The sequence below is a fragment of the [Eubacterium] eligens ATCC 27750 genome (genome assembly GCF_000146185.1).
In the GTDB taxonomy this organism is placed as follows: domain Bacteria; phylum Bacillota; class Clostridia; order Lachnospirales; family Lachnospiraceae; genus Lachnospira; species Lachnospira eligens.
Map to the genome: position 1 here is coordinate 775,257 of NC_012778.1, position 21,026 is coordinate 796,282.

The 21,026-nt window shown below is 38.6% G+C and carries 20 protein-coding genes; all 20 read left to right on the forward strand.

What is annotated here, in order from left to right:
* Positions 1-59 precede the first annotated feature (59 nt).
* The 20 genes from serC (at position 60) to EUBELI_RS03755 (ending at position 21,009) form a co-directional block, all read left to right on the forward strand.
* Positions 60-1,160, forward strand: coding sequence for a 3-phosphoserine/phosphohydroxythreonine transaminase (gene serC, locus EUBELI_RS03660; protein ID WP_012739008.1), 1,101 nt, complete (start codon positions 60-62; stop codon positions 1,158-1,160).
* Positions 1,160-2,323, forward strand: a complete 1,164-nt coding sequence (locus EUBELI_RS03665) for a phosphoglycerate dehydrogenase (protein ID WP_012739009.1) — start codon at positions 1,160-1,162, stop codon at positions 2,321-2,323. Before serC ends, EUBELI_RS03665 begins: the two co-directional genes overlap by 1 nt.
* A gap of 147 nt (positions 2,324-2,470) precedes the next feature.
* The gene (locus tag EUBELI_RS03670; RefSeq protein WP_041688023.1) at positions 2,471-3,703 is read left to right on the forward strand and encodes a DUF1015 domain-containing protein; all 1,233 of its coding nucleotides are present in this window, start codon (positions 2,471-2,473) and stop codon (positions 3,701-3,703) included.
* 301 nt (positions 3,704-4,004) lie between these two features.
* Positions 4,005-4,853 (forward strand): alpha/beta hydrolase, encoded by an 849-nt coding sequence (locus EUBELI_RS03675; RefSeq protein WP_012739011.1) that lies wholly within the window; start codon positions 4,005-4,007, stop codon positions 4,851-4,853.
* Entirely contained in the window at positions 4,846-7,227 is a 2,382-nt protein-coding gene (locus EUBELI_RS03680) for a GlgB N-terminal domain-containing protein (protein ID WP_012739012.1), read from the forward strand. Before EUBELI_RS03675 ends, EUBELI_RS03680 begins: the two co-directional genes overlap by 8 nt.
* An 18-nt stretch (positions 7,228-7,245) precedes the next feature.
* Positions 7,246-8,133 carry a mechanosensitive ion channel family protein gene (locus EUBELI_RS03685; protein ID WP_012739013.1) on the forward strand — a complete coding sequence of 296 codons (888 nt, stop codon included), beginning with the start codon at positions 7,246-7,248 and terminating at the stop codon, positions 8,131-8,133.
* Positions 8,134-8,291: 158 nt separating this feature from the next.
* Complete coding sequence (locus EUBELI_RS03690; protein ID WP_012739014.1) at positions 8,292-9,101, forward strand: polyphosphate polymerase domain-containing protein; 810 nt, start codon at positions 8,292-8,294, stop codon at positions 9,099-9,101.
* On the forward strand, positions 9,038-9,730 hold the full coding sequence (locus EUBELI_RS03695) for a DUF4956 domain-containing protein (RefSeq protein ID WP_041688025.1): 693 nt from the start codon (positions 9,038-9,040) through the stop codon (positions 9,728-9,730). The genes EUBELI_RS03690 and EUBELI_RS03695 overlap by 64 nt, the downstream gene beginning before the upstream one ends.
* A gap of 155 nt (positions 9,731-9,885) precedes the next feature.
* Positions 9,886-10,143 (forward strand): IreB family regulatory phosphoprotein, encoded by a 258-nt coding sequence (locus EUBELI_RS03700; RefSeq protein ID WP_012739017.1) that lies wholly within the window; start codon positions 9,886-9,888, stop codon positions 10,141-10,143.
* Position 10,144: 1 nt separating this feature from the next.
* Positions 10,145-10,567, forward strand: coding sequence for a Holliday junction resolvase RuvX (gene ruvX / locus EUBELI_RS03705; RefSeq protein WP_012739018.1), 423 nt, complete (start codon positions 10,145-10,147; stop codon positions 10,565-10,567).
* Between the two features lie 21 nt (positions 10,568-10,588).
* Positions 10,589-10,852 (forward strand): DUF1292 domain-containing protein, encoded by a 264-nt coding sequence (locus tag EUBELI_RS03710; RefSeq protein WP_012739019.1) that lies wholly within the window; start codon positions 10,589-10,591, stop codon positions 10,850-10,852.
* A gap of 49 nt (positions 10,853-10,901) precedes the next feature.
* Complete coding sequence (locus EUBELI_RS03715) at positions 10,902-12,572, forward strand: ribonuclease J (RefSeq protein ID WP_012739020.1); 1,671 nt, start codon at positions 10,902-10,904, stop codon at positions 12,570-12,572.
* A gap of 46 nt (positions 12,573-12,618) precedes the next feature.
* The gene (locus tag EUBELI_RS03720) at positions 12,619-12,960 is read left to right on the forward strand and encodes a YlbF family regulator (RefSeq protein WP_012739021.1); all 342 of its coding nucleotides are present in this window, start codon (positions 12,619-12,621) and stop codon (positions 12,958-12,960) included.
* 45 nt (positions 12,961-13,005) lie between these two features.
* Entirely contained in the window at positions 13,006-13,383 is a 378-nt protein-coding gene (locus EUBELI_RS03725; RefSeq protein WP_148231338.1) for an endolytic transglycosylase MltG, read from the forward strand.
* Between the two features lie 20 nt (positions 13,384-13,403).
* Positions 13,404-14,045, forward strand: a complete 642-nt coding sequence (locus EUBELI_RS03730; protein ID WP_012739023.1) for an O-methyltransferase — start codon at positions 13,404-13,406, stop codon at positions 14,043-14,045.
* 11 nt (positions 14,046-14,056) lie between these two features.
* A complete protein-coding gene (locus EUBELI_RS03735) occupies positions 14,057-15,322 on the forward strand; it encodes a peptidase U32 family protein (protein WP_012739024.1) in 1,266 nt (421 codons plus the stop codon).
* Between the two features lie 76 nt (positions 15,323-15,398).
* Entirely contained in the window at positions 15,399-16,052 is a 654-nt protein-coding gene (sigK, locus tag EUBELI_RS03740) for an RNA polymerase sporulation sigma factor SigK (RefSeq protein WP_041688027.1), read from the forward strand.
* A 23-nt stretch (positions 16,053-16,075) separates the two neighbouring features.
* Positions 16,076-17,893: an aminopeptidase P family protein gene (locus EUBELI_RS03745; protein WP_012739026.1), complete on the forward strand. Its 1,818-nt coding sequence runs from the start codon at positions 16,076-16,078 to the stop codon at positions 17,891-17,893.
* Position 17,894: 1 nt separating this feature from the next.
* The gene (locus tag EUBELI_RS03750; protein ID WP_012739027.1) at positions 17,895-19,070 is read left to right on the forward strand and encodes a hypothetical protein; all 1,176 of its coding nucleotides are present in this window, start codon (positions 17,895-17,897) and stop codon (positions 19,068-19,070) included.
* Positions 19,071-19,161: 91 nt separating this feature from the next.
* Positions 19,162-21,009, forward strand: a complete 1,848-nt coding sequence (locus EUBELI_RS03755; RefSeq protein ID WP_012739028.1) for a GspE/PulE family protein — start codon at positions 19,162-19,164, stop codon at positions 21,007-21,009.
* Positions 21,010-21,026: the final 17 nt, after the last annotated feature.

The following is a 21,026-nucleotide window of genomic DNA, read 5'->3' on the forward strand; positions in this document are numbered from 1 at the left end:
TTAATGTGATAAAGGACTAAAATAGTTCTTAATATTTTATATTTTAGGAGGAAGAAAAGGTGAGTAGAGTTTATAACTTTAGCGCTGGTCCAGCTGTTTTACCAGAGGAAGTACTCAAAGAAGCAGCAGATGAAATGTTAGATTACCAGGGAAGCGGTCAGTCGGTAATGGAAATGAGCCACAGATCCAAGGTTTATGACAACATCATCAAAGAGGCAGAGAAGGATTTAAGAGACCTTCTTAACATCCCAGATAACTATAAGGTGTTATTTTTACAGGGTGGTGCATCGCAGTTCTTCGCTGAAGTGCCTATGAACCTTATGAAGAATAAGAAAGCAGGTTATATCCTTACAGGACAGTGGGCTAAGAAAGCATTTGCAGAAGCTAAGATATATGGAGAGGCTGTTGAGCTTGCTTCATCAGCAGACAAGACATTTTCATATATTCCAGACTGCTCAGATCTTGATATTCCAGAGGATCTTGACTATGTATATATCTGTGAGAACAACACAATTTACGGAACAAAGTATAAGACATTACCTAACACTAAGGGTCATATTCTTGTATCAGATGTTTCATCATGCTTCTTATCAGAACCTATGGATGTAACTAAGTACGGCGTTGTATACGGCGGTGTTCAGAAGAACATCGGACCAGCAGGCGTTGTAATTGCTATTATCAGAGAAGATCTTATAACAGATGACGTTCTTCCAGGAACTCCTACAATGCTTAAGTGGAAGACACAGGCAGATGCAGATTCTCTTTATAATACACCACCATGCTACAATATCTATATCTGTGGCAAGGTGTTCAAGTGGATTAAGAAGATGGGTGGACTTTCAGCAATGAAGGAACACAATGAGAAGAAGGCTAAGATTCTTTATGATTTCCTTGATGAGAGCAAGTTATTCATGGGAACAGTTGTTAAGGAAGACCGTTCACTTATGAATGTACCTTTTGTATGCAACATTGAAGATAAAGAAGCTAAGGATGCTATGGAAGCTAAGTTCATTAAGGAAGCTGCAGCTGCAGGATTTGTTAACCTTAAGGGACACAGAACAGTTGGCGGTATGAGAGCATCTATCTACAATGCTATGCCAATCGAAGGTGTAGAGAAGCTTGTTGAATTCATGAAGAAGTTCGAGAAGGAGAATGCATAATGATTAATGTTAATTGTCTTAATAATATAGCAGCCTGCGGATTAAAGCTTTTTTCTGATGAGTATAATACAGAAAGCTCATTTGAAGACGCACAGGCTGTACTTGTAAGAAGTGCCAAGATGCATGATATGGAGCTTAGTGATAATCTTCTTGCAATTGCAAGAGCAGGAGCTGGCGTTAATAATATTCCTCTTGACAAATGTGCAGAGGAAGGTATTGTTGTATTCAACACACCAGGAGCTAATGCTAACGCAGTTAAGGAACAGGTTATTGCAGCTATGCTTTTAGCATCAAGAGATTTAATCGGTGGTAACAAGTGGGTTGCAGATAATGCAGAAGACCCTGATATTGCCAAGGCAACTGAGAAGGCTAAGAAAGCATTTGCAGGACAGGAAATCAAGGGCAAGAAGCTTGGCGTCATCGGACTTGGAGCAATTGGACAGTTAGTTGCCAATGCAGCTATAGCACTTGGAATGGAAGTATACGGATATGACCCATATGTTTCAGTTAAGGCTGCATGGAATCTTTCAAGTGAAGTTAAGTACATATCTGATGTTAAGGATATCTATAAGGAATGTAACTATATTACAGTTCATGTTCCTGCACTTGACAGCACTAAGGGAATGATTAATAAGGAAGCGTTTGACCTTATGCAGGATGGAACAGTAATTATCAACTGTGCAAGAGATGTACTTGTTGATGAAGCTGCTATCGGTGAGGCACTTAAGTCTGGAAGAGTTAAGACTTATGTTTCAGATTTCCCTAACCCAACAACAGCTAAGATGGAAGGAGCAATTGTTCTTCCTCATCTTGGAGCTTCAACAGCAGAAGCTGAAGATAACTGTGCTATTATGGCAGTTAATGAGCTTAGAAACTTTATCGAGAACGGTAATATTGTTAATTCAGTTAATTACCCTAACTGTGATTGCGGAGTATGTGCAACTAAAGGAAGAATTACTGTATGCCACAAGAATGTTCCAGCGGTTATTAGTAAGATAACAACAGTTCTTGGTGCTGCAGGCATCAATATATCATCTATGGCTAACCAGTCAAGAGGTGATTATGCATATTCTCTCTTAGATATTGAAGCATCTGCACCAGAGGCAGTAGTTGAAGAGCTTTCAGCAATTGAAGGTGTTATCAAGGTAAGAGTTATTAAGTAATCATATGTAATGAGAATAATATCAAAGACCAGTCATTTGTTGTAACATTTGGCTGGTCTTTCTTGTATTAAGGTTGTCTGAATGTTAAAATGTATCTAATATATGAAAGTATAGTACTTAAGTTAAATAGTGCGGATGGAGGTTAGTATGGCAGTAATAAGACCATTTGAATGTGTCAGACCGGCTGAGAAAGTGGCAGACAGAGTAGCAGCTCTTCCTTATGATGTGTATGATTCAAAGGAAGCAAGAGCAGAGGTGGAAAGAGAACCATTATCATTTCTTAAGATTGACAGGGCAGAGACCCAGTTTGATGAATCAGTTGATATGTATAGTGAGCAGGTATATAAGAAAGCCCATGATATGCTTATGGAAGCTATAGATGATGGAACATTTATAACAGATAAGGACAAGGCATATTATGTGTATGAGCTTACAATGGATGGAAGGACACAGACAGGAATTGTAGCATGTGCTTCTATTGATGATTATCTTAACAATATTATTAAGAAGCATGAGAACACAAGAGCTGATAAGGAATTAGACAGAATTAACCATGTTGATACATGCAGTGCCCAGACTGGTCCTATATTCCTGGCATACAGAGCTAATGCAGTAATAAGTGCAGAGGTTGCCAAAGCTAAGCAGGAAAAGCCTGTATACAGTTTTACAGCGGTTGATGGAATAAGACATCAGGTATGGAAAATAAGCAGTAAAGAATCTGTAGAGACAATAGAGAACGCATTTGCAGGAATTAACCAGATATATATTGCGGACGGACACCACAGGGCAGCTTCTGCTGTAAAGGTAGGTTTACGCAGAAGAGAAGCTAATCCGGGATATACAGGCAATGAAGAGTTCAATTATTTCCTGTCAGTATTATTTCCAGATGAAGAACTTATGATTATGCCATATAACAGAGTTGTAAAGGACCTGAATGGTTTAAGTGAAGAAGAGTTCATGGAAAAGATTAAAGATAAATTCACTGTAAGCGAGAGCAGCACACAGGTTGCACCTTCTAAGAAAGGTGAATTCGGAATGTATCTTGGCAAAAAATGGTACACACTCACAGCCAAAGAAGAAATCTTAAGCAGCGACCCGGTAGACGGATTAGATGTAGCAGTACTCCAGAACAATGTCTTAGAGCCACTCTTAGGAATCCACGATCCTAAGACAGATAAGAGAATAGATTTCGTAGGCGGAATCCGCGGCTTAGGCGAGCTTGAGAGAAGATGTGATGAGGATTGCGTTCTTGCTTTTTCAATGTATGCAACTTCTATTGGAGAACTTTTTGCAGTAGCGGACGCAGGACTATTAATGCCTCCTAAGTCAACTTGGTTTGAGCCAAAATTAAGAAGCGGATTATTCATACATAGATTCTAAGTGGATTTTATGTATTTTCGGTGTAGATGTGCTGAAGGGTGATGTGTGTATATTTTCGTGCATGGTCTCATGATTCCTGCGCTTAGTGGGAGTAAATGCCGTTATCTGCAAAGTTTTTTACTGTGAACGAAAGCAAACGCGCTTCGCTTGAACGAGCTTTCATTCACAGCGCTTATGCATCTAACGGCATTAACTCCCACACAGCTCGTCATAAATCGACCACACACGAAAATATACGCACATCACCACCACTACACTATAGACATAATATACAGAATAATTCAGTTAGGAGGAGAAAATAATGTTACACGAAACATTTACTATAGAATTACCATATGAGGAGCTGGGGATAAAGCAGCAGGGCAGTGCCACAATAACAACTTATATCAAGGATGTGTTCCCTAATGATCAGGATCCGTTTAAGAGACCTCTTATTGTTATCTGTCCGGGTGGCGGATATAATCATCATTCTCCAAGAGAAGGAGAAGCTATAGCTATTAAGATGCTTGATATGGGGTATAATGCTGTTGTATTGAGATACAGTCTTGCACCTGTTACGTATCCTGCACAGCTTTTTGAGGCAGCCTATACAATGAAGTATGTAAGAGATAATGCAGCAGAATGGGATGTTGATCCTGACAAAATCATTATCGCAGGGTTTTCAGCAGGAGGTCATGTTGCCGGACTTCTTGGAACGGGATGGAATTCAAAAAGACTTGATTATCTTCTGGAAAATGTACTTCACTGCAGTCATGAGTATGTTAAGCCTGATGGCATGCTGTTAGGTTATCCTGTAATTACATCAGGAATTGATGCACACAGGGCATCATTTGAGAGAAGTCTTGGGGAAAAATATGATGAGTTTATAGATGAAGTGTCTATAGAAAAGAGAGTGGATAAGGACACACCACCTGCATTCATATGGCATACATGTGAAGATAAGACAGTTCCGCTTGAAAATTCATTACTTATGGTAGAGGCGTTAAGAAAACAGGAGATTCCGTTTGATTATCATGTATATGCTAAAGGTACTCATGGTCTTGGACTTGGCACACGAGAGACTGCGACTAAGAATATGGGACATTATGAACCACAGGTGTCATCATGGACGGAATGCTTTAAACAGTGGATGGGGGTAATGTATGAATAAAAACTTATACGGCCTGATGAACTGGCCGGAGATAGAGGGAATTGTATATGCAGAATGTGACAAGCCAAAAGAGCTGCTTGGTGCGCATGTTACCGGTAAGGGACTGCTTATACAGATAATGCGTCCTGATGCAGTGACAGTTAAGCTGCATATAGATGGCAGAAAAACTGCTGTTAATATGGAAAAGGTTGATGAATCCGGATTCTTTGCAACACTTGTTTCATCTAAGAAAAAGCTTTCATACACTTATTCAGTGGAGAAGGTTAATGGAGAGGTCACAGAATATACGGACCCATATGCATTTGCAAATGTTACGAAACCGGAAGATTACAAAGCATTTCTTGCAGGAGAAGAGAAAAATGCAGCACATATATTCGGCGCTCATGAAAGAACTGTCAATGGCGTGAAGGGAGTGCTTTTTACCGTATGGGCACCTAAGGCACTCAGCGTAAGTGTCGTAGGAGAGTTTAACAAATACGACGGCAGAGTCCACTTAATGGAAAGAATTGAGGACACAGGAGTATTTGAACTGTTTATTCCGGGACTGGCAGCCGGATGCGGATATATGTATGAAATTAAGAGACAGGGTAAGGGGACTACAAGAAAGTTAGACCCTGTATCAAGACAGATATCATCAGTTCCAATTACTGCATCAATGGTAAGTGATGAGAACATGCCTGATTCATATGCATGGAACGATGGGATATGGATGATAAAGCGAAAGAAAGAAGCAGGAAAGAAGAAGCCCGTAACAGTATATGAGGTATCACTTACTGACTGGCTGAAAGAAAAAAGTGCAGATGAGTTCGTGGATTTTTTAAAGCAGGAGGGATATACACATGTATGTTTCCTTCCGGTTGCAGAGTATCTTAATGAGGAGATGAATGGATATTCGACATTGGGATATTTTGCGGTGACACACCGAACAGGCGGCAGCGATGCATTTAAAAAGCTGGTTGATGACTGTCATAACGCCGGAATTGGCGTAATAATGGACTGGAATGGTGCTTACTTTGGTACAGAAGTTAAGGGACTGTATGATTTTGACGGGGCAGATGCTTACGGATATCTTAAGCCATCACTAGAGAAGCATCCTGAGTGGGATGTTGTCACATTTGACTATAAGAAAGGTGCTGTAAGAAGTTTTCTTTTATCAAGCGTATTAATGTGGCTTAATGATTACCATATTGACGGTATCAGAATTGATGGTGTTGCTTCAATGCTTTACCTCGATTATGGTAAACAGCCGGGTACATGGACACCTAACATGTATGGCGGCAATGAGAATCTTGACGCAATCGAATTTCTTAAGACTATGAACAAATGTATTGCTAAACGTGGCGACGGCTGTTTTACAATAGCTGAAGAATCAAGCGGCTGGTTTGGAGTTACTGCGGCAGATAATGATGACCCTCTTATGTTTACTTATAAGCAGAATAACTGCTGGACTAAGGATTTTCTTGAATTCATGGGAACCGACCCGCTGTTTAGAAAAGGTGAGTATGATAAGCTGACATATGGAATGCTCTATAATTACGGAGAGGATTTCATGCTCTCGCTCAATCATGATGATTTTAGGCAGAAAGCATTTGTGGATATGGTGTCAGGCAGTGATGAGAAGGCACATTTGTCAGATATCAAGGCTGCACTTGGATTCATGTATGCACATCCGGGAAGCAAGATGTTTGCAGCAGGACAGGATGCAGGACTTGAGAAATTCATGTCGGAGCTTAATAAGTTCTATGTGAAAAATGCGGCTCTATATGAGCTTGACAATGACCCTGATGGATTTATGTGGCTTGAGAATTCTAATCCGGAAGAGACTGTTATTGCAATGCAGAGAGCTGACAGCAAGGGTAATAAGCTTGTGATTGCTGTGAATTTTACTCCTGTCAGGAGGGAAAATTACAGACTTCACGTTGATGTGCGTGGAAAGTATAAGGAAGTATTTAACAGTGAGTGGAAGAAGTTCGGTGGAGATGAGAAGGTTAATGGACAGATTATCAAGTCAGATAATGATGGTGATGATATGGAATATATTGATATTACACTTCCTGGACTTTCATTCGTTATATATAACAGTGAACCGTATACACAGCTTGAACTCGAGGAGATTGCTGTATTAAAGAGGGCTGCAATTGCAAAGAAGGAAGCCATGAGAAAGGCAGCAGAGGCTGAAATGCTTGAACTTGCTGCAGCAGAGGAAGCAAAGCGGGCGGTTGAAGCAAGAAAACAGGCAGAGAAAGCCTGTATGGAAGCACTTCAAGCTAAAGAAGAAGCTGTAAGAAAGGCTGAAGAAGCAGCCCGTGCAAGTGAAGAGATTGATATAGAAACTAAGAAGAAGTTAGAGCAGCTTAAAAAGAAGATGAAATAATACAAAGGGGGATCAGCTATGGGGTTCATAGGACTTGTGGCAGATGCAGCCACAACAATCCAGCAGGAAACGGGTGAGATAACCAGATTCTTTTCTATTGCCCATGTTAAGCAGCTTCTCAATGATTTAGGAAACTGGTCGGTTTCACTTATTGGTAAAATTGTTATTGTTGTCTTAATATGGTTTATTGGCAAGAAGATAATCAGGGTACTTGATAAGCTTGTAAAGAAGATGCTGGACAGAAGCACGCTAGATAAAGGCGTTGTTAATTTTGTGGTATCAGTGCTTAAGTTTGTAATGTATGCAATACTTATCATGATAGTTGTGGATAAGCTGGGATTTCAGACGACATCACTGCTCACACTTTTTGGTTCTGCAGCACTTGCAATTGGTATGTCCCTGCAGGGAAGCCTTTCGAACTTTGCAGGAGGAATTCTTATTCTTATATTCAAGCCTTTTAAGGTTGGCGATTATATTATAGTCGGAACTAATGAAGGAACTGTAAAGTCTATAGAGATTCTTTACACAAGGCTTGTTACTATTGATAATAAAGTAGTAATGCTTCCGAATGGTTCACTTTCTAATTCAAGCATTGTTAATGTAGGCGCAGAGAATACAAGAAGAATTGATATCCAGATAGGAATAGGCTATTCATCAGATATTCCTAAAGCCAAGAAGCTTCTTGAACAGGTTATTAACAGCGAGAAGGGAATACTTAAGGACAAGGATATTCTGGTTGTTGTCAAGAGTCTTGATGAAAGCTGTGTAACACTTGAAACAAGAGCGTGGGTTAATACAGCAGACTACTGGAATGTAAGATTTAACCTGCTTGAAAGATATAAGAATATATTTGATGAGAATGGAATTGAGATTCCGTTCAACCAGCTTGATGTACATATGAAGTAGTTTTTTTTAGGATGCCGCGAATGTGGCATCCTTTTTTAGTGCCTTTAAATGTGTTCACAAAACTACACTGATTTTACTTATTTTTTACATAGTTTGGTCACATTTTCCAATTAATATCTTACTTGTAAGAACAAAAGAGACAGAAAGGAGTGCCTGATATGGCAATTGAAGTTTTTAACCGTTATGAGAAGAAATACATTATAGATGAAGATACTTTTCATAAGCTGACTTGCCAGATAGCTGATTATATGAATCCGGATGCGTATAACAGAAATGGTGAGGCGTACAGAATCAGCAACATATATTATGATACTGAGAATGATCAGCTTATAAGAGCTTCTATTGAGAAACCGGTATACAAAGAAAAGTTAAGACTGAGAGCTTATGGGACGCCAGAGCTTACAGATAATGTCTTTGTAGAGATTAAGAAGAAGTACAATGGTATTGTCAATAAAAGAAGAACTTCAATGACGCTTCAGGAGGCATATGATTTTATTGATGACGACATATATCCAGATGGACATGAAGGAAGAATAAACAGGCAGGTGCTTAAGGAGATAGATTACTTCAAGAATTTCTACCATTTGCAGCCTAAAGTTTATCTTTCATATGACAGATTCGCATACTTTGAGAAAGATGACGGTGATTTTAGAATTACATTTGATAAAAATATTACGACCAGAAGGGAAGATGTGAGACTTGAGCATGGAAGCTATGGAAAGAAGCTTCTGCAGGATGGTCAGTATTTAATGGAAGTTAAGATAAGCGGCGCTGTACCGCTGTGGTTTACTAAGATAATATCAGGACTTAATGTTTATCCGGTATCGTTTTCTAAGTATGGTACTGAATATAAGCAGTATGTCCTTACGAATTACACAAGCTTAATGTATAAAGGAGAAAATATATGTTTGAATCAATCTTTACATCAACATCAGAGAATACAATCAGCATTAGCCAGTCAATGTTAGGAATATTAGTAGCAGTTGTTATTGGTTTAGTTATTGCATTTGTGTATATACTTGTATCAAAGAAGGATGGATATAATAAGAGTTTTATAATAGGTCTTGCTCTTTTACCAGCAATAGTGGCAGCAGTTATTCTTCTTGTAGGAAGTAATGTTGCAAGAGCGTTTTCAATGGCGGGAGCTTTTGCTTTAGTAAGATTCCGTTCAGCACCGGGAAGTGCTAAAGATATATCAGTAGTGTTCTTTGCAATGGCAACAGGTCTTGCATGCGGACTTGGTTTTGTGACATTTGCAGTGTGCTTCGCAGTAATAATTCTTCTTGTATTTGTAGTGTTATCGGTAACAGGATTTGGAACAAGAGATGCACATAGAAAACAGTTAAGAATCACAATTCCAGAGAATCTTAACTATATGGCAGTATTTGATGATATATTTGATAAGTATCTTAGTGAAAATGTACTTAGAAAAGTAAAGACAACTAATATGGGTACAATGTTTGAACTTACCTATGAATGCAGGATGAAAGACGAGAGCGAGCAGAAGCAGTTCATAGATGAGTTAAGAGTTAGAAATGGTAATCTCAATATTACAATGGGAACGATGCCGGATTCGGATGGCGGATACCTTAATTAATGCATTAATCATATTATATAATAACAGAACTGCCCGGACAAATTCATGCCGTCCGGGCAGTTTTACATTTTTTTTACAATCTTTTTTATGTCAGGCACTTGTATAATTCGCATATTTATTATATTATAAACAATATACGAAAGGGCGTGGTAGATATGGTAGATAACAACACTCAATTTTTTAAAACTCAGCCAGAGAAGACAATTTCAGTAGAAGGAATACTTGAGCAGGTATATCTTGCACTTAAAGAGAAGGGGTACAATCCGGTTAACCAGATAGTTGGTTATATTATGTCTGGTGACCCAACATATATTACAAGCCATAACAATGCAAGAAGCCTTATTATGAAGGCTGAAAGAGACGAACTTGTTGAAGAGGTTGTAAGATATTTCATTGAAGGTAAAGGCTTATAATATGAGAATTATAGGCTTAGATGTCGGAACGAAGACTGTTGGAGTTGCCTTGAGCGATCCGCTTGGGATAACTGCACAGCCTTTCGAAACGATAACAAGAAAAGAGAATAATAAGTTACGAAGAACTTATGCCAGGATAGAACAGATTATATCCGAATATGATGTAACTGAAATCGTGGTTGGCTATCCTAAGAACATGGATGATACTATTGGGGAACGGGCTAAGGCCTGTGAAGAATTTGCAGCAGCACTGGAAAGACGAACAGGATTACCTGTTACACTGTGGGATGAAAGACTTACTACAGTTGAAGCAGACGAAGTCCTTGAAGAATGCGGGATGAGGCGAGAAAACCGCAAGACAGTTATTGATCAGCTTGCGGCTGTTTTTATTTTGCGTGGATATATGGAATCTAAACAGAAGTAATATTTGGAGGATTTGTTTTTCATGGAAAAGCTTGAATTTATTGACGAGAACGGTGAGAAGACACAATTTTATGTGATTGAAGAAACTAGAATTAACGGAATTAATTACCTGCTTGTATCAGAGTCAGATAATGAGGACGAGGAAGCAGAAGCTTATATTCTTAAGGATACATCTGATGCGGCAAGTGAAGAAGCTGTTTATGAGTTTGTAGAGGAAGACAGTGAACTTGAATCGGTAGGCAAGGTGTTTTCTGAATTAATGGATGATGATGTTGAACTTAAATAAGGTGTGAGCCTTATTCATATTTTATATTTTATTTTATTATGAGGTGTTTATGAAAAAAGCAGAGAATGCGTCTGTCAGGATTATACCATTGGGTGGTCTTGAGCAGATAGGAATGAACATTACTGCCATTGAGTATGATGACAGTATTATTGTTGTGGATTGTGGCTTATCTTTCCCAGAGGAAGATATGCTTGGTATTGATTTAGTTATACCGGATGTTACTTATCTTAAGGAGAATCTTAATAAGGTTAAAGGATTCGTTATTACTCATGGACATGAGGATCATATTGGTGCAATTCCATATGTTTTAAAGGATGTCAATGTTCCTATATACGCTACTAAGCTTACTATGGGACTTATAGAGTCAAAGCTTAAGGAACATAATATGTTAAAGTCAGTTAAGAGAAAGGTTGTTAAGTATGGACAATCTGTAACTCTTGGCGATTTCAGAGTTGAGTTCATAAGAACTAACCATAGTATTGCAGATGCCGCAGCACTTGCTATATACTCACCGGCAGGAATTATTGTCCACACAGGAGATTTTAAGGTTGATTATACACCTGTATATGGTGATCCTATTGATCTTCAAAGACTTGGTGAACTTGGAAAGAAGGGTGTACTTGCACTTATGTGCGACAGTACGAATGCTTTAAGACCTGGTTTTACTATGTCAGAGAAGACAGTTGGTGCTACATTTGAAAAGATTTTTAATGATAATAAGAACAGCAGAATTATTATTGCTACATTTGCATCTAATGTAGACAGAGTACAGCAGATTATTAATTCAGCGGTTAAATATGGTAGAAAAGTCTGCGTTGAAGGCCGAAGCATGGTTAATATTATTGAGGTTGCAGAAGACCTTGATTATCTTAAGATTCCGGACGGAACTCTTATTGAAACGGATGAGATGAAGAATTATACACCTGAGCAGATTGTTCTTATTACAACAGGTAGTCAGGGAGAGTCAATGGCTGCTCTTTCAAGAATGGCAGCTAATCTTCATAGAAAGGTATCTATCCAGCTTGGCGACTGTGTAGTATTTTCATCAACTCCTATACCTGGTAATGAGAAGTCAGTAGCCAAGGTTATTAATGAGCTTGGTATGAAGGGGGCTAAGGTTATATTTCAGGATACACATGTATCAGGACATGCATGTCAGGAAGAGATTAAGCTTATATATTCTCTTGTAAAGCCTAAGTATTCTATTCCTGTTCACGGTGAGTACAGACACCTTGTTGCACAGAGAGATGTTGTTATGTCACTTGGATATGACAAGGATCATGTTATTATTGCCAAATCAGGAGATGTGTTAGAACTTAATGATGAGCATGCACAGGTTGTAGATCATGTCCAGACAGGAGCTATTTTTGTTGATGGACTTGGCGTAGGTGATGTAGGAAATATTGTATTAAGAGACAGACAGAACCTTGCAGAGAATGGTATTATCATTGTTGTTCTTACACTTGAAAAATATACCGGACAGCTTATAGCAGGCCCGGATATTGTTACAAGAGGTTTTGTGTATGTAAGAGAGGCTGAAGAGCTTCTTGATGAGGCAAGAGCAATTGTATCTGATTCAGTTGAAAAGTGTCTTGATAAGAATATTACTGACTGGAGTAAGATTAAGAATATTATTAAAGATGACTTGAGCGAGTATCTCTGGAAGAAGATTAAGAGAAATCCTGTGATACTTCCAATCATTATGGAGGCACAGATATAATATATGTTGCCGGATATTACTGCAGACAGTTGGAGAGGTGTTTTTCATGCGTAGAATTGATGAACTTAAGAAAGAGATTATACATGAAATTCTTAACAGTGAAGAATATAGGGAATACAGAAGACTTCAGTCTGAAATAAACAGGACGCCTGACTTGAAGAGGCAGGTGGATGAATTCCGTATGAGGAATTTTGAATTACAGAATTCAGAAAATGTTCCAGACATGTTTGCAGCAATGGAGAATCTTAATAAGGAATATGCCGACATGAGGAATCAGGACATTGTAAACAGATATCTTATGACAGAGATTACATTTTGCAGATTTATGAGAGATATATATAAGGATATAGCGGAGGCAATTGACATAGACCTTGATTTTTTAGGGTGAATCATATATAGTGTAGCTTATTAAGGAAGAGGAGAATCAGGTTTTATGAGCAATAAATCAATCAGAATGCTGATATCAGTATCACTGAATGTATTAATAATTGTTTTGGGAATATATCTTATCTTTTTTATGGGAAGTAAGGCATATTCATTTGGTGAGAAGGTATTCAATGAGCAGTCAGTTGATTCGCAGGATAATGCCCGTACAGTTGAGGTTACTATAACAACAGGCATACAGGCTAAGAAGCTTGCTGGTATGCTTTATGACAAGGGACTTGTACAGGATAAGACAATAGCATATTTTCAGATTCAGTTCTCAGATTATAAGGATAAATTCGTAGGTGGAACTTATGAGCTTAACACGGGAATGACACCTACTGAGATTATGCAAGTGCTGGCGCAGTCAGACAGTGAGGAAGAATAACTTAATTGTAAGGGGAATATATGATAGTCAATGAAAGAGTAGTTGCCTATATTAATTCTCTCGATTGTGGTAATTCTGATATATGTAATACAATTGAAAAAGAAGCGATTGCGGATGAAGTCCCAATCATTAGAAAAGAGATGGGTAATTTGCTGAAGGTGCTGTTACAGCTTGTACAGCCTGAAAGGATTCTTGAAGTTGGAACAGCAGTAGGTTACTCATCTATTCTTATGAGTGAGAATATGCCGGAAAAATGCACAATTACTACAATAGAGAATTATGATAAGAGAATACCTGTGGCAAGAAATAATTTTAAAAGGGCAGGAAAAGAGAATGTTATAACACTTATAGAGGGAGATGCTCTGGAAGTGTTGAAGACTCTGGAAGGTCCATATGATTTCATATTCATGGATGCTGCCAAGGGACAGTATATTAATTATCTTCCTGATATTAAGAGAGTCCTTAGAAAAGGCGGACTTCTTATATCGGATAATATTCTGCAGGAGGGAGAACTAGTGGAATCCCGTTATGCAGTTACAAGAAGGAACAGAACAATTCATACAAGGATAAGAGAGTATGTGTATGAGCTTACTCATTCAAAGGATTTTGTGACATCAATTGTTCCTATTGGAGATGGAATTACACTTAGTGTAAAGCAGTAAAGGAGAATAATATGGCAGGACATATGTATAATGGCAGGGAGACAGAACTTCTTATACCTGCAAGCAGTCTTGAAGTTTTAAAGATAGCAGTAATATTCGGTGCTGATGCCGTATATATCGGTGGTGAAGCATTTGGATTAAGAGCTAAGGCTAAGAATTTTTCAATAGAAGATATGAAAGAGGGCGTTAAGTTTGCCCATGAAAGAAATGTCAAGGTATATGTTACAGCTAATATTCTGGCACATAACTATGACCTTGAGGGTGCAAGAGCTTACTTTGAGGAACTTAAGGAAGTAGGTCCTGACGCGCTTATTATATCGGACCCGGGAATGTTTACAATAGCAAAGGAAGTACTTCCGGATATTGATATACATATAAGCACACAGGCTAATAATACTAACTATATGACATATAATTTCTGGTGGAATCAGGGTGCTAAGAGAGTGGTTTCAGCAAGAGAATTATCTCTTGAAGAGATTAAGGAGATAAGAGAGCATATTCCTGATGAGATGGAGATTGAGACATTCATGCATGGAGCAATGTGTATATCTTATTCAGGCAGATGCCTGTTATCAAGTTTCCTTGCAGGAAGAGATGCTAACAGGGGAGCATGTACACATCCATGCCGCTGGAAATATGCTGTTGTTGAGGAGAACAGACCGGGACAGTTCATGCCTGTATATGAGAATGAGAGAGGAACATATATATTTAACTCTAAGGATTTATGTATGATAGAGCATATTCCAGAGATGGTAAGTTCAGGTATTGACTCATTTAAGATTGAAGGCCGTATGAAGACAGCACTGTATGTTGCAACTGTTGCAAGAACTTACAGACTTGCTATTGATGATTTTATAGAAGACCCGGAGAAGTACAAGGCTAGAATCCCATTCTATAAGAGTGAGATAAGCAAATGTACTTACAGACAGTATACAACAGGTTTCTTCTTTGGAAAGCCAGACGAGAATACACAGATATATGACAGTAACACATATATCAGGGAATACACATATCTTGGTATTGTAGGAGATGTTAACGAGCAGGGACTTTACCATATTGAGCAGCGTAACAAGTTCTCAGTTGGAGAGACAATTGAGGTTATGAAGCCGGACGGACAGAATATAGAAGTCACAGTTAAGCGTATTGTTGATGAGAATGGTAAGGATATGGAGAGCTGTCCACATCCTAAGCAGAACCTTTATATTGATTTGGGAATCCAGCTTGATAAGTATGATATCTTAAGACGTCAGGAAGAAGAAACAGAAGTTAACAGTTAAATTAAAGAGACAGTTGGATAGGCAATTAAAGGCACCTTTACACATATGATATATAAAAATGTGTAGGGGTGCCTTTTTGAAAACATTTGAAAAACCATTATCGGCACAGGAAGAGAAAGAATTGCTGATAAAATTACGCGAAGGCGATAGTGCGGCCAGAAATGCTCTTATAGAAAAGAACATGCGTCTTGTTGCACATATAGTCAAAAAATATACCTCTACTGAACGTGATTATATTAATGAAGACCTTATTTCAGTGGGAACAATAGGACTTATTAAGGCTGTTGATTCATTTGACATAGAAAGAAATGTGAGATTCTCAACATATGCTGCCAAATGTATAGACAACGAAATTCTTATGCTTTTCCGTCAGGATAAAAAGAAGGAACGGGAAGTGTCTCTTAATGAGCCTATAGGAAAGGACAAAGAGGGAAATGAGATAAGCCTTAAGGATATTATCGGAGAAGATTCGGAGAAGAAACAGCCTGATGCTGTGGAAGATTATATGTTTTATGAGCAGATTAAGTGTATATATGGTAATATAGAAAAGGTGCTTGCACCAAGAGAGATAGAGATATTAAAATACAGGTATGGACTTTTTGGTGCAAAGGAATGTACACAGAATGAACTTGCTGACAGGCTTGGAATAAGCAGAAGCTATGTGAGCAGAATAGAGAAAAAGGCACTTGGTAAATTAAGAGAAGTGCTTATTGAGTGGAAACTTATATGATAATATAGTCAGGAGGACATGAAATGCAGATTACAGATGCAAAGGTAATAGCAGGCAGATTATCTAAGGTAAGGGATATCATGAAATCAGAAGGCGTTGATATATATGTAGTCGTAACAGGTGATTACCATATATCGGAGTATGCAGGAGATTATTTTAAGGAAAGAGAATTCATTACAGGATTCACAGGCTCTGCCGGAACGGCTGTTATAACACAGGATGATGCAAGGCTTTTCACTGACGGAAGATATTTCGTGCAGGCTGAAAAGCAGATTGAAGGGACAGGCTTTTCACTGATGAAGGTCGGTGCTCCGGGTGTTATGAATGTGGCACAGTACTGTGAGAGTATAGTTAAAGATGGAATGAGCATGGGATTTGATGGAAGAACCATGCCGGCTGAAGAAGGAATTGAGCTGTCTGATATATGTAAAAAAGCAGGAGCAGGCTGTTTGTATGATTTTGATGCAATTGAGAATATATATGAGGACAGGGCAGAGTTTCCACACAGCAAAGCATTTTATCTTGATGAAGAGTACTCAGGAGAAAGCATAATAAGCAAGCTTTCAAGAATAAGAAAGTATATGGATAATAAAAATGCTGATATACATATTATGGCAACGCTTGACGACATATGCTGGACATTCAATATAAGAGGATGCGATGTTGAGTGCAACCCTGTTATTATGGCATATTCAGTGATAACTAAGGATAAAGCATACATATATACTGATAAGGACAGGTTTGATGATAAGACGCTGGCCAAATTCGGAGAGGCATGTGTAAAGGTGCTGCCATATGACAGCATATATGGAGACATTACCAGAATGAATGGAAAAGTGCTTATTGATAAGAGACGTGTGAATATGCGTATATATGAGCTTATACAGTCTGGAAGAGATGTGGAAGCGGTACTGTCTGACAATCCGGCAATGCATTTTAAGGCAATAAAGAATGAGACAGAGATAAGGAATCTATATGGCATACATGTTGACGATGGCGTGGCTGTAACAAAATTCATATTCTGGCTTAAGAAAAATGTTGCATCAGGTAATTTAACAGAAGCAGATGCAGCGGCATATCTTGATAATTTAAGAAGCAATATAAAAGATTACATAGAACTAAGCTTTGACACAATCAGTGCGTATAATGCAAATGCAGCGATGATGCATTACCATGCAGATGAAACCAATGCGGCTGTCTTAAAGCCGGAAGGCATGCTGCTTGTGGATTCAGGCGGACAGTATATGCGTGGAACAACTGATATAACAAGAACAATAGCACTTGGATCTGTGACTGATGAGATGAAGATGTATTACACACTTACACTTAAAGGCATGTTAAGCCTGGCAAATGCAAAATTCTTAAAAGGCTGTAACGGTTTCAGTCTTGATATTCTTGCCAGAGCACCACTGTGGAATGTCGGAATGGACTACCGATGCGGAACAGGCCATGGCATAGGATACCTTTTAAATGTGCATGAGAGTCCTAACGGGTTTCGATGGAAGCACAATCCGGGTAAGAATGACCTTGCAGTTATTGAAGAGGGCATGGTTACATCTGATGAGCCGGGGGTATATATTGAGGGCAGGTTCGGTATAAGAATTGAAAATGAGATTGTGTGCCAGAAAGATTTCGACAATGAATATGGCACATTTTTAAAGTTTGACATGCTTACAGTTGTTCCGATAGACTTAGAACTTGTTGATGTAAATTATCTTGATGCTGTTGATATTGAGCGGCTCAATAAGTATCAGGAAAGAGTATATAAGACGCTTGAACCGTATTTTGAAGGTGAAGAAAAGGATATGTTAAGAGAGGCAACCAGACCAATAGGAGGTTGAGATGGAGTTAAAGGAATTTTCGCATAAGGGCGAAGCAATTGAAAAGGAGATTAAGAAGGAGTTCCAGTTCATGGGACGGACAATTAAGAAACGCCGCGTAGGACTGGTTATCGCTGCAGCCGGAGTGATAGCGGTAATAGCAGTTGCACTTTTTATCCGTTCACAGCAGTTTGATGTGTGGGATTATGTAACTATAAGCTATGAGGGCGCTAACGGATATGCAAAACCAGAGTTTACTCTTAATAAGGACAGCCTGTATAAAGAACTTATGGGTAAAAGTACCGATTCGGATAAAGCATACAATGTTAAAATGCTGATTGCTTCTATAGATATATCAACAGAGGCAGAGGATGTATCTAATGGTGATAAGTACAAGGTACGTCTTGAGATTGATAAAAAGTATGAGGATGCTGCAGGTGTTAATATGGGAAGCGGCAATAAAAAGATAAAAGCTGCGGGAATCCAGAAAGGGACTGCAATTAAATTGTTTGATAAAGTTGATGTGTTGTTTGCAGGAATCAGTCCGGAAGCGTCAGTAAGCATAACTAATAACTGGGATGATGAATATCTTTCCGGGCTGACATTTACGGCAGATAAAGACAGCGGTATCAGTTTTGGAGAATCGGTAAAGGTTACATGTACGGCTTCCTATGAGGATATAGCAAGACATGGATTCCTTGCTGATAATGTGGAACAGTCATATAATGCGGACAGGCTTCCTGGCTTTACAACGGATGTATCACAGATTGATAAGAAAATAGTGGAACAGGTGAAAAAAGAGGTTCTGGAAACAATTGCTTCTGAAACATCTTCTAATACTTTTCATATGCTTTATAAAGCAACAAAGGATGCATCATTTCTTTATCATGTGAATAATGAAACATGTACAGACAGCAAGGTGACGGGTGTTTATTTCCTTTCAGGAAACGGAAAACAGACGGATGTTAATAATTATATATATGTATTTGCATCAGCAGTTATATCAGATTCAGAAGACAGCAGAACGGTATATTATGCTTTTTCATACAGTAATACTTATATTAATGTGGATGGAACATTTGACATGAACCATGATAACGAGAATAAAAGATATGTATGCAGTGACAATTACGAAAAGCTGTATGAGGAATGTGTCGGAAGTAAAAGTAACAGTTATTCGATTAATGAGATAAAATAAAAATACTATTTTGTAAATATCTGTTTATGTGATATAATTTAGTAAAATTGGTCAAAGCAGGGGGAGTTGACCTGCGGAAAGAGGTTGAAGGGTGAATTATAGAAAGAAAATACGTTTGGGAGACGTACTTGTAAAAAAAGGCATAATTGATGAGAATCAGTTACAGACTGCACTTTCAAGACAGAGAGAGCAGGGCAAGATGCTTGGTGAAATGGTTATTGCACTTGGATATGCAACACAGAGGGATATTAATGAAGCACTTTGCGACAGTCTTGGAATAGATTTTGTTGATATGAGAGAAACAGATGTCAGCGAAGATGTACTTTCTATGCTTGATGAAAATATTATGAGAAAGTATACGCTTGTTCCTCTTGGGGATGCACCTGATAATCCGGGAGCAATAAGAGTTGCTATGGCTGATCCTACTAATATTCTTGCCATGGATGATATTAATATTGTTACAGGCAAGCAGGTAGTTCCTGTTCTTGCTAATGCGTCTGATATTAATGCTTTCTTTGATAAAGCATTTGGACAGAAGCAGGCACAGAGTATTGTTGACCTTTATAAGAAGGAACAGGGGGACGTATTCAAGGAAGAGACTAAGGAAGATAAGGCAAGAAGAGAAGAAATTGAGAATGCGCCTATTGTTCAGCTTATTAACAGTGTTATAGAGCAGGCGGTAAGACAGAGAGCTTCCGATATACATATAGAGCCAATGGAGAAGAGTATCCGTGTAAGGTACAGAATTGATGGTAATCTCCGTGAAATTATTGATTATGATAATACGCTTCTTGGTGCTATCACAACACGTATAAAGATTATGTCAGGTATGGATATCTCTGAAAAGAGAAAGCCACAGGATGGTCGTATTACTCTTAATGTAGACGGAAGAGAGTATGATATCCGTGTATCTAATCTTCCTACTGTATATGGCGAGAAATGTGTTATGAGAATTGCGTCCAAAGAAGGGTTTAACATTGATAAATCCAAGCTTGGACTTACACCGGCTGACCTTAAGGTATTTGATGATATCTTAAAGAACCCACATGGAATTATTCTTGTAACAGGACCTACAGGATCTGGTAAGTCTACGACACTTTACACAGCTTTAAGTGAACTGAATACAGAAGATGTTAATATTATCACAGTTGAAGATCCTGTCGAGGCTAATATTGATGGTATCAATCAGGTACAGGTTAATAATAAGGCTAACCTTACATTTGCAACTGCCTTAAGATCAATCCTTAGACAGGATCCGGATATCATTATGATTGGTGAGATCCGAGATGGTGAAACAGCTGAGATTGCAGTAAGAGCTTCTATTACCGGACATCTGGTTGTTAGTACATTACATACTAACAGTACAGCAAGTTCTGTTGCCCGTCTTGAAGATATGGGAATAGAATCTTACCTTATAGCTGATTCGCTTGTTGGTATTATTGCCCAGCGACTTGTAAGAAAGCTGTGTGACTGCAAGATGCCTAAAGAGGCAAGTGCAGCAGAGAAAGAAATGTTAGGCCTTAATCCGGATGAACCATTTACAGTATATGAACCATGTGGCTGTAAGCTTTGTAATGGAACAGGTTACTATGGACGACTTGGTATCTATGAGATAATGAAGATAACACCTTCTATTAAGAGACTTATTTCTAAACATGCTGATGCAGAGGATATTAAGAATCAGGCAATCAGTGAGGGAATGAATACCCTTAAGATGGCGGCAACCAATGCTGTTAAGGAAGGCGTCACAACAATTGCTGAGATGGTTAAGGCTACTTATGAGGCAGAGGAAGATGATTCACAGCCTAATGCAAAGAATGCCAATGCCGGAGCAGTTAAGAAGCCGGCAGCACCAGCATCATCTTTGACATCCGGATTATCAGCCGGCAGGTCAGATGATAATGAAATTGTTGAAATAGAATTAGAGCAGATTGACTAATGGCTGCGTGATGGGGG

Coding starts and splice junctions, on each gene's coding strand:
- EUBELI_RS03745 (WP_012739026.1), top strand. CDS start 16,076: ATGCAGATTACAGATGCAAAGGTAATAGCAGGCAGATTATCTAAGGTA.
- EUBELI_RS03680 (WP_012739012.1), top strand. CDS start 4,846: ATGAATAAAAACTTATACGGCCTGATGAACTGGCCGGAGATAGAGGGA.
- EUBELI_RS03685 (WP_012739013.1), top strand. CDS start 7,246: ATGGGGTTCATAGGACTTGTGGCAGATGCAGCCACAACAATCCAGCAG.
- EUBELI_RS03675 (WP_012739011.1), top strand. CDS start 4,005: ATGTTACACGAAACATTTACTATAGAATTACCATATGAGGAGCTGGGG.
- EUBELI_RS03695 (WP_041688025.1), top strand. CDS start 9,038: ATGTTTGAATCAATCTTTACATCAACATCAGAGAATACAATCAGCATT.
- EUBELI_RS03750 (WP_012739027.1), top strand. CDS start 17,895: ATGGAGTTAAAGGAATTTTCGCATAAGGGCGAAGCAATTGAAAAGGAG.
- EUBELI_RS03730 (WP_012739023.1), top strand. CDS start 13,404: ATGATAGTCAATGAAAGAGTAGTTGCCTATATTAATTCTCTCGATTGT.
- EUBELI_RS03700 (WP_012739017.1), top strand. CDS start 9,886: ATGGTAGATAACAACACTCAATTTTTTAAAACTCAGCCAGAGAAGACA.
- EUBELI_RS03725 (WP_148231338.1), top strand. CDS start 13,006: ATGAGCAATAAATCAATCAGAATGCTGATATCAGTATCACTGAATGTA.
- EUBELI_RS03720 (WP_012739021.1), top strand. CDS start 12,619: ATGCGTAGAATTGATGAACTTAAGAAAGAGATTATACATGAAATTCTT.
- EUBELI_RS03735 (WP_012739024.1), top strand. CDS start 14,057: ATGGCAGGACATATGTATAATGGCAGGGAGACAGAACTTCTTATACCT.
- EUBELI_RS03715 (WP_012739020.1), top strand. CDS start 10,902: ATGAAAAAAGCAGAGAATGCGTCTGTCAGGATTATACCATTGGGTGGT.
- EUBELI_RS03665 (WP_012739009.1), top strand. CDS start 1,160: ATGATTAATGTTAATTGTCTTAATAATATAGCAGCCTGCGGATTAAAG.
- ruvX (WP_012739018.1), top strand. CDS start 10,145: ATGAGAATTATAGGCTTAGATGTCGGAACGAAGACTGTTGGAGTTGCC.
- EUBELI_RS03690 (WP_012739014.1), top strand. CDS start 8,292: ATGGCAATTGAAGTTTTTAACCGTTATGAGAAGAAATACATTATAGAT.
- EUBELI_RS03670 (WP_041688023.1), top strand. CDS start 2,471: ATGGCAGTAATAAGACCATTTGAATGTGTCAGACCGGCTGAGAAAGTG.
- EUBELI_RS03710 (WP_012739019.1), top strand. CDS start 10,589: ATGGAAAAGCTTGAATTTATTGACGAGAACGGTGAGAAGACACAATTT.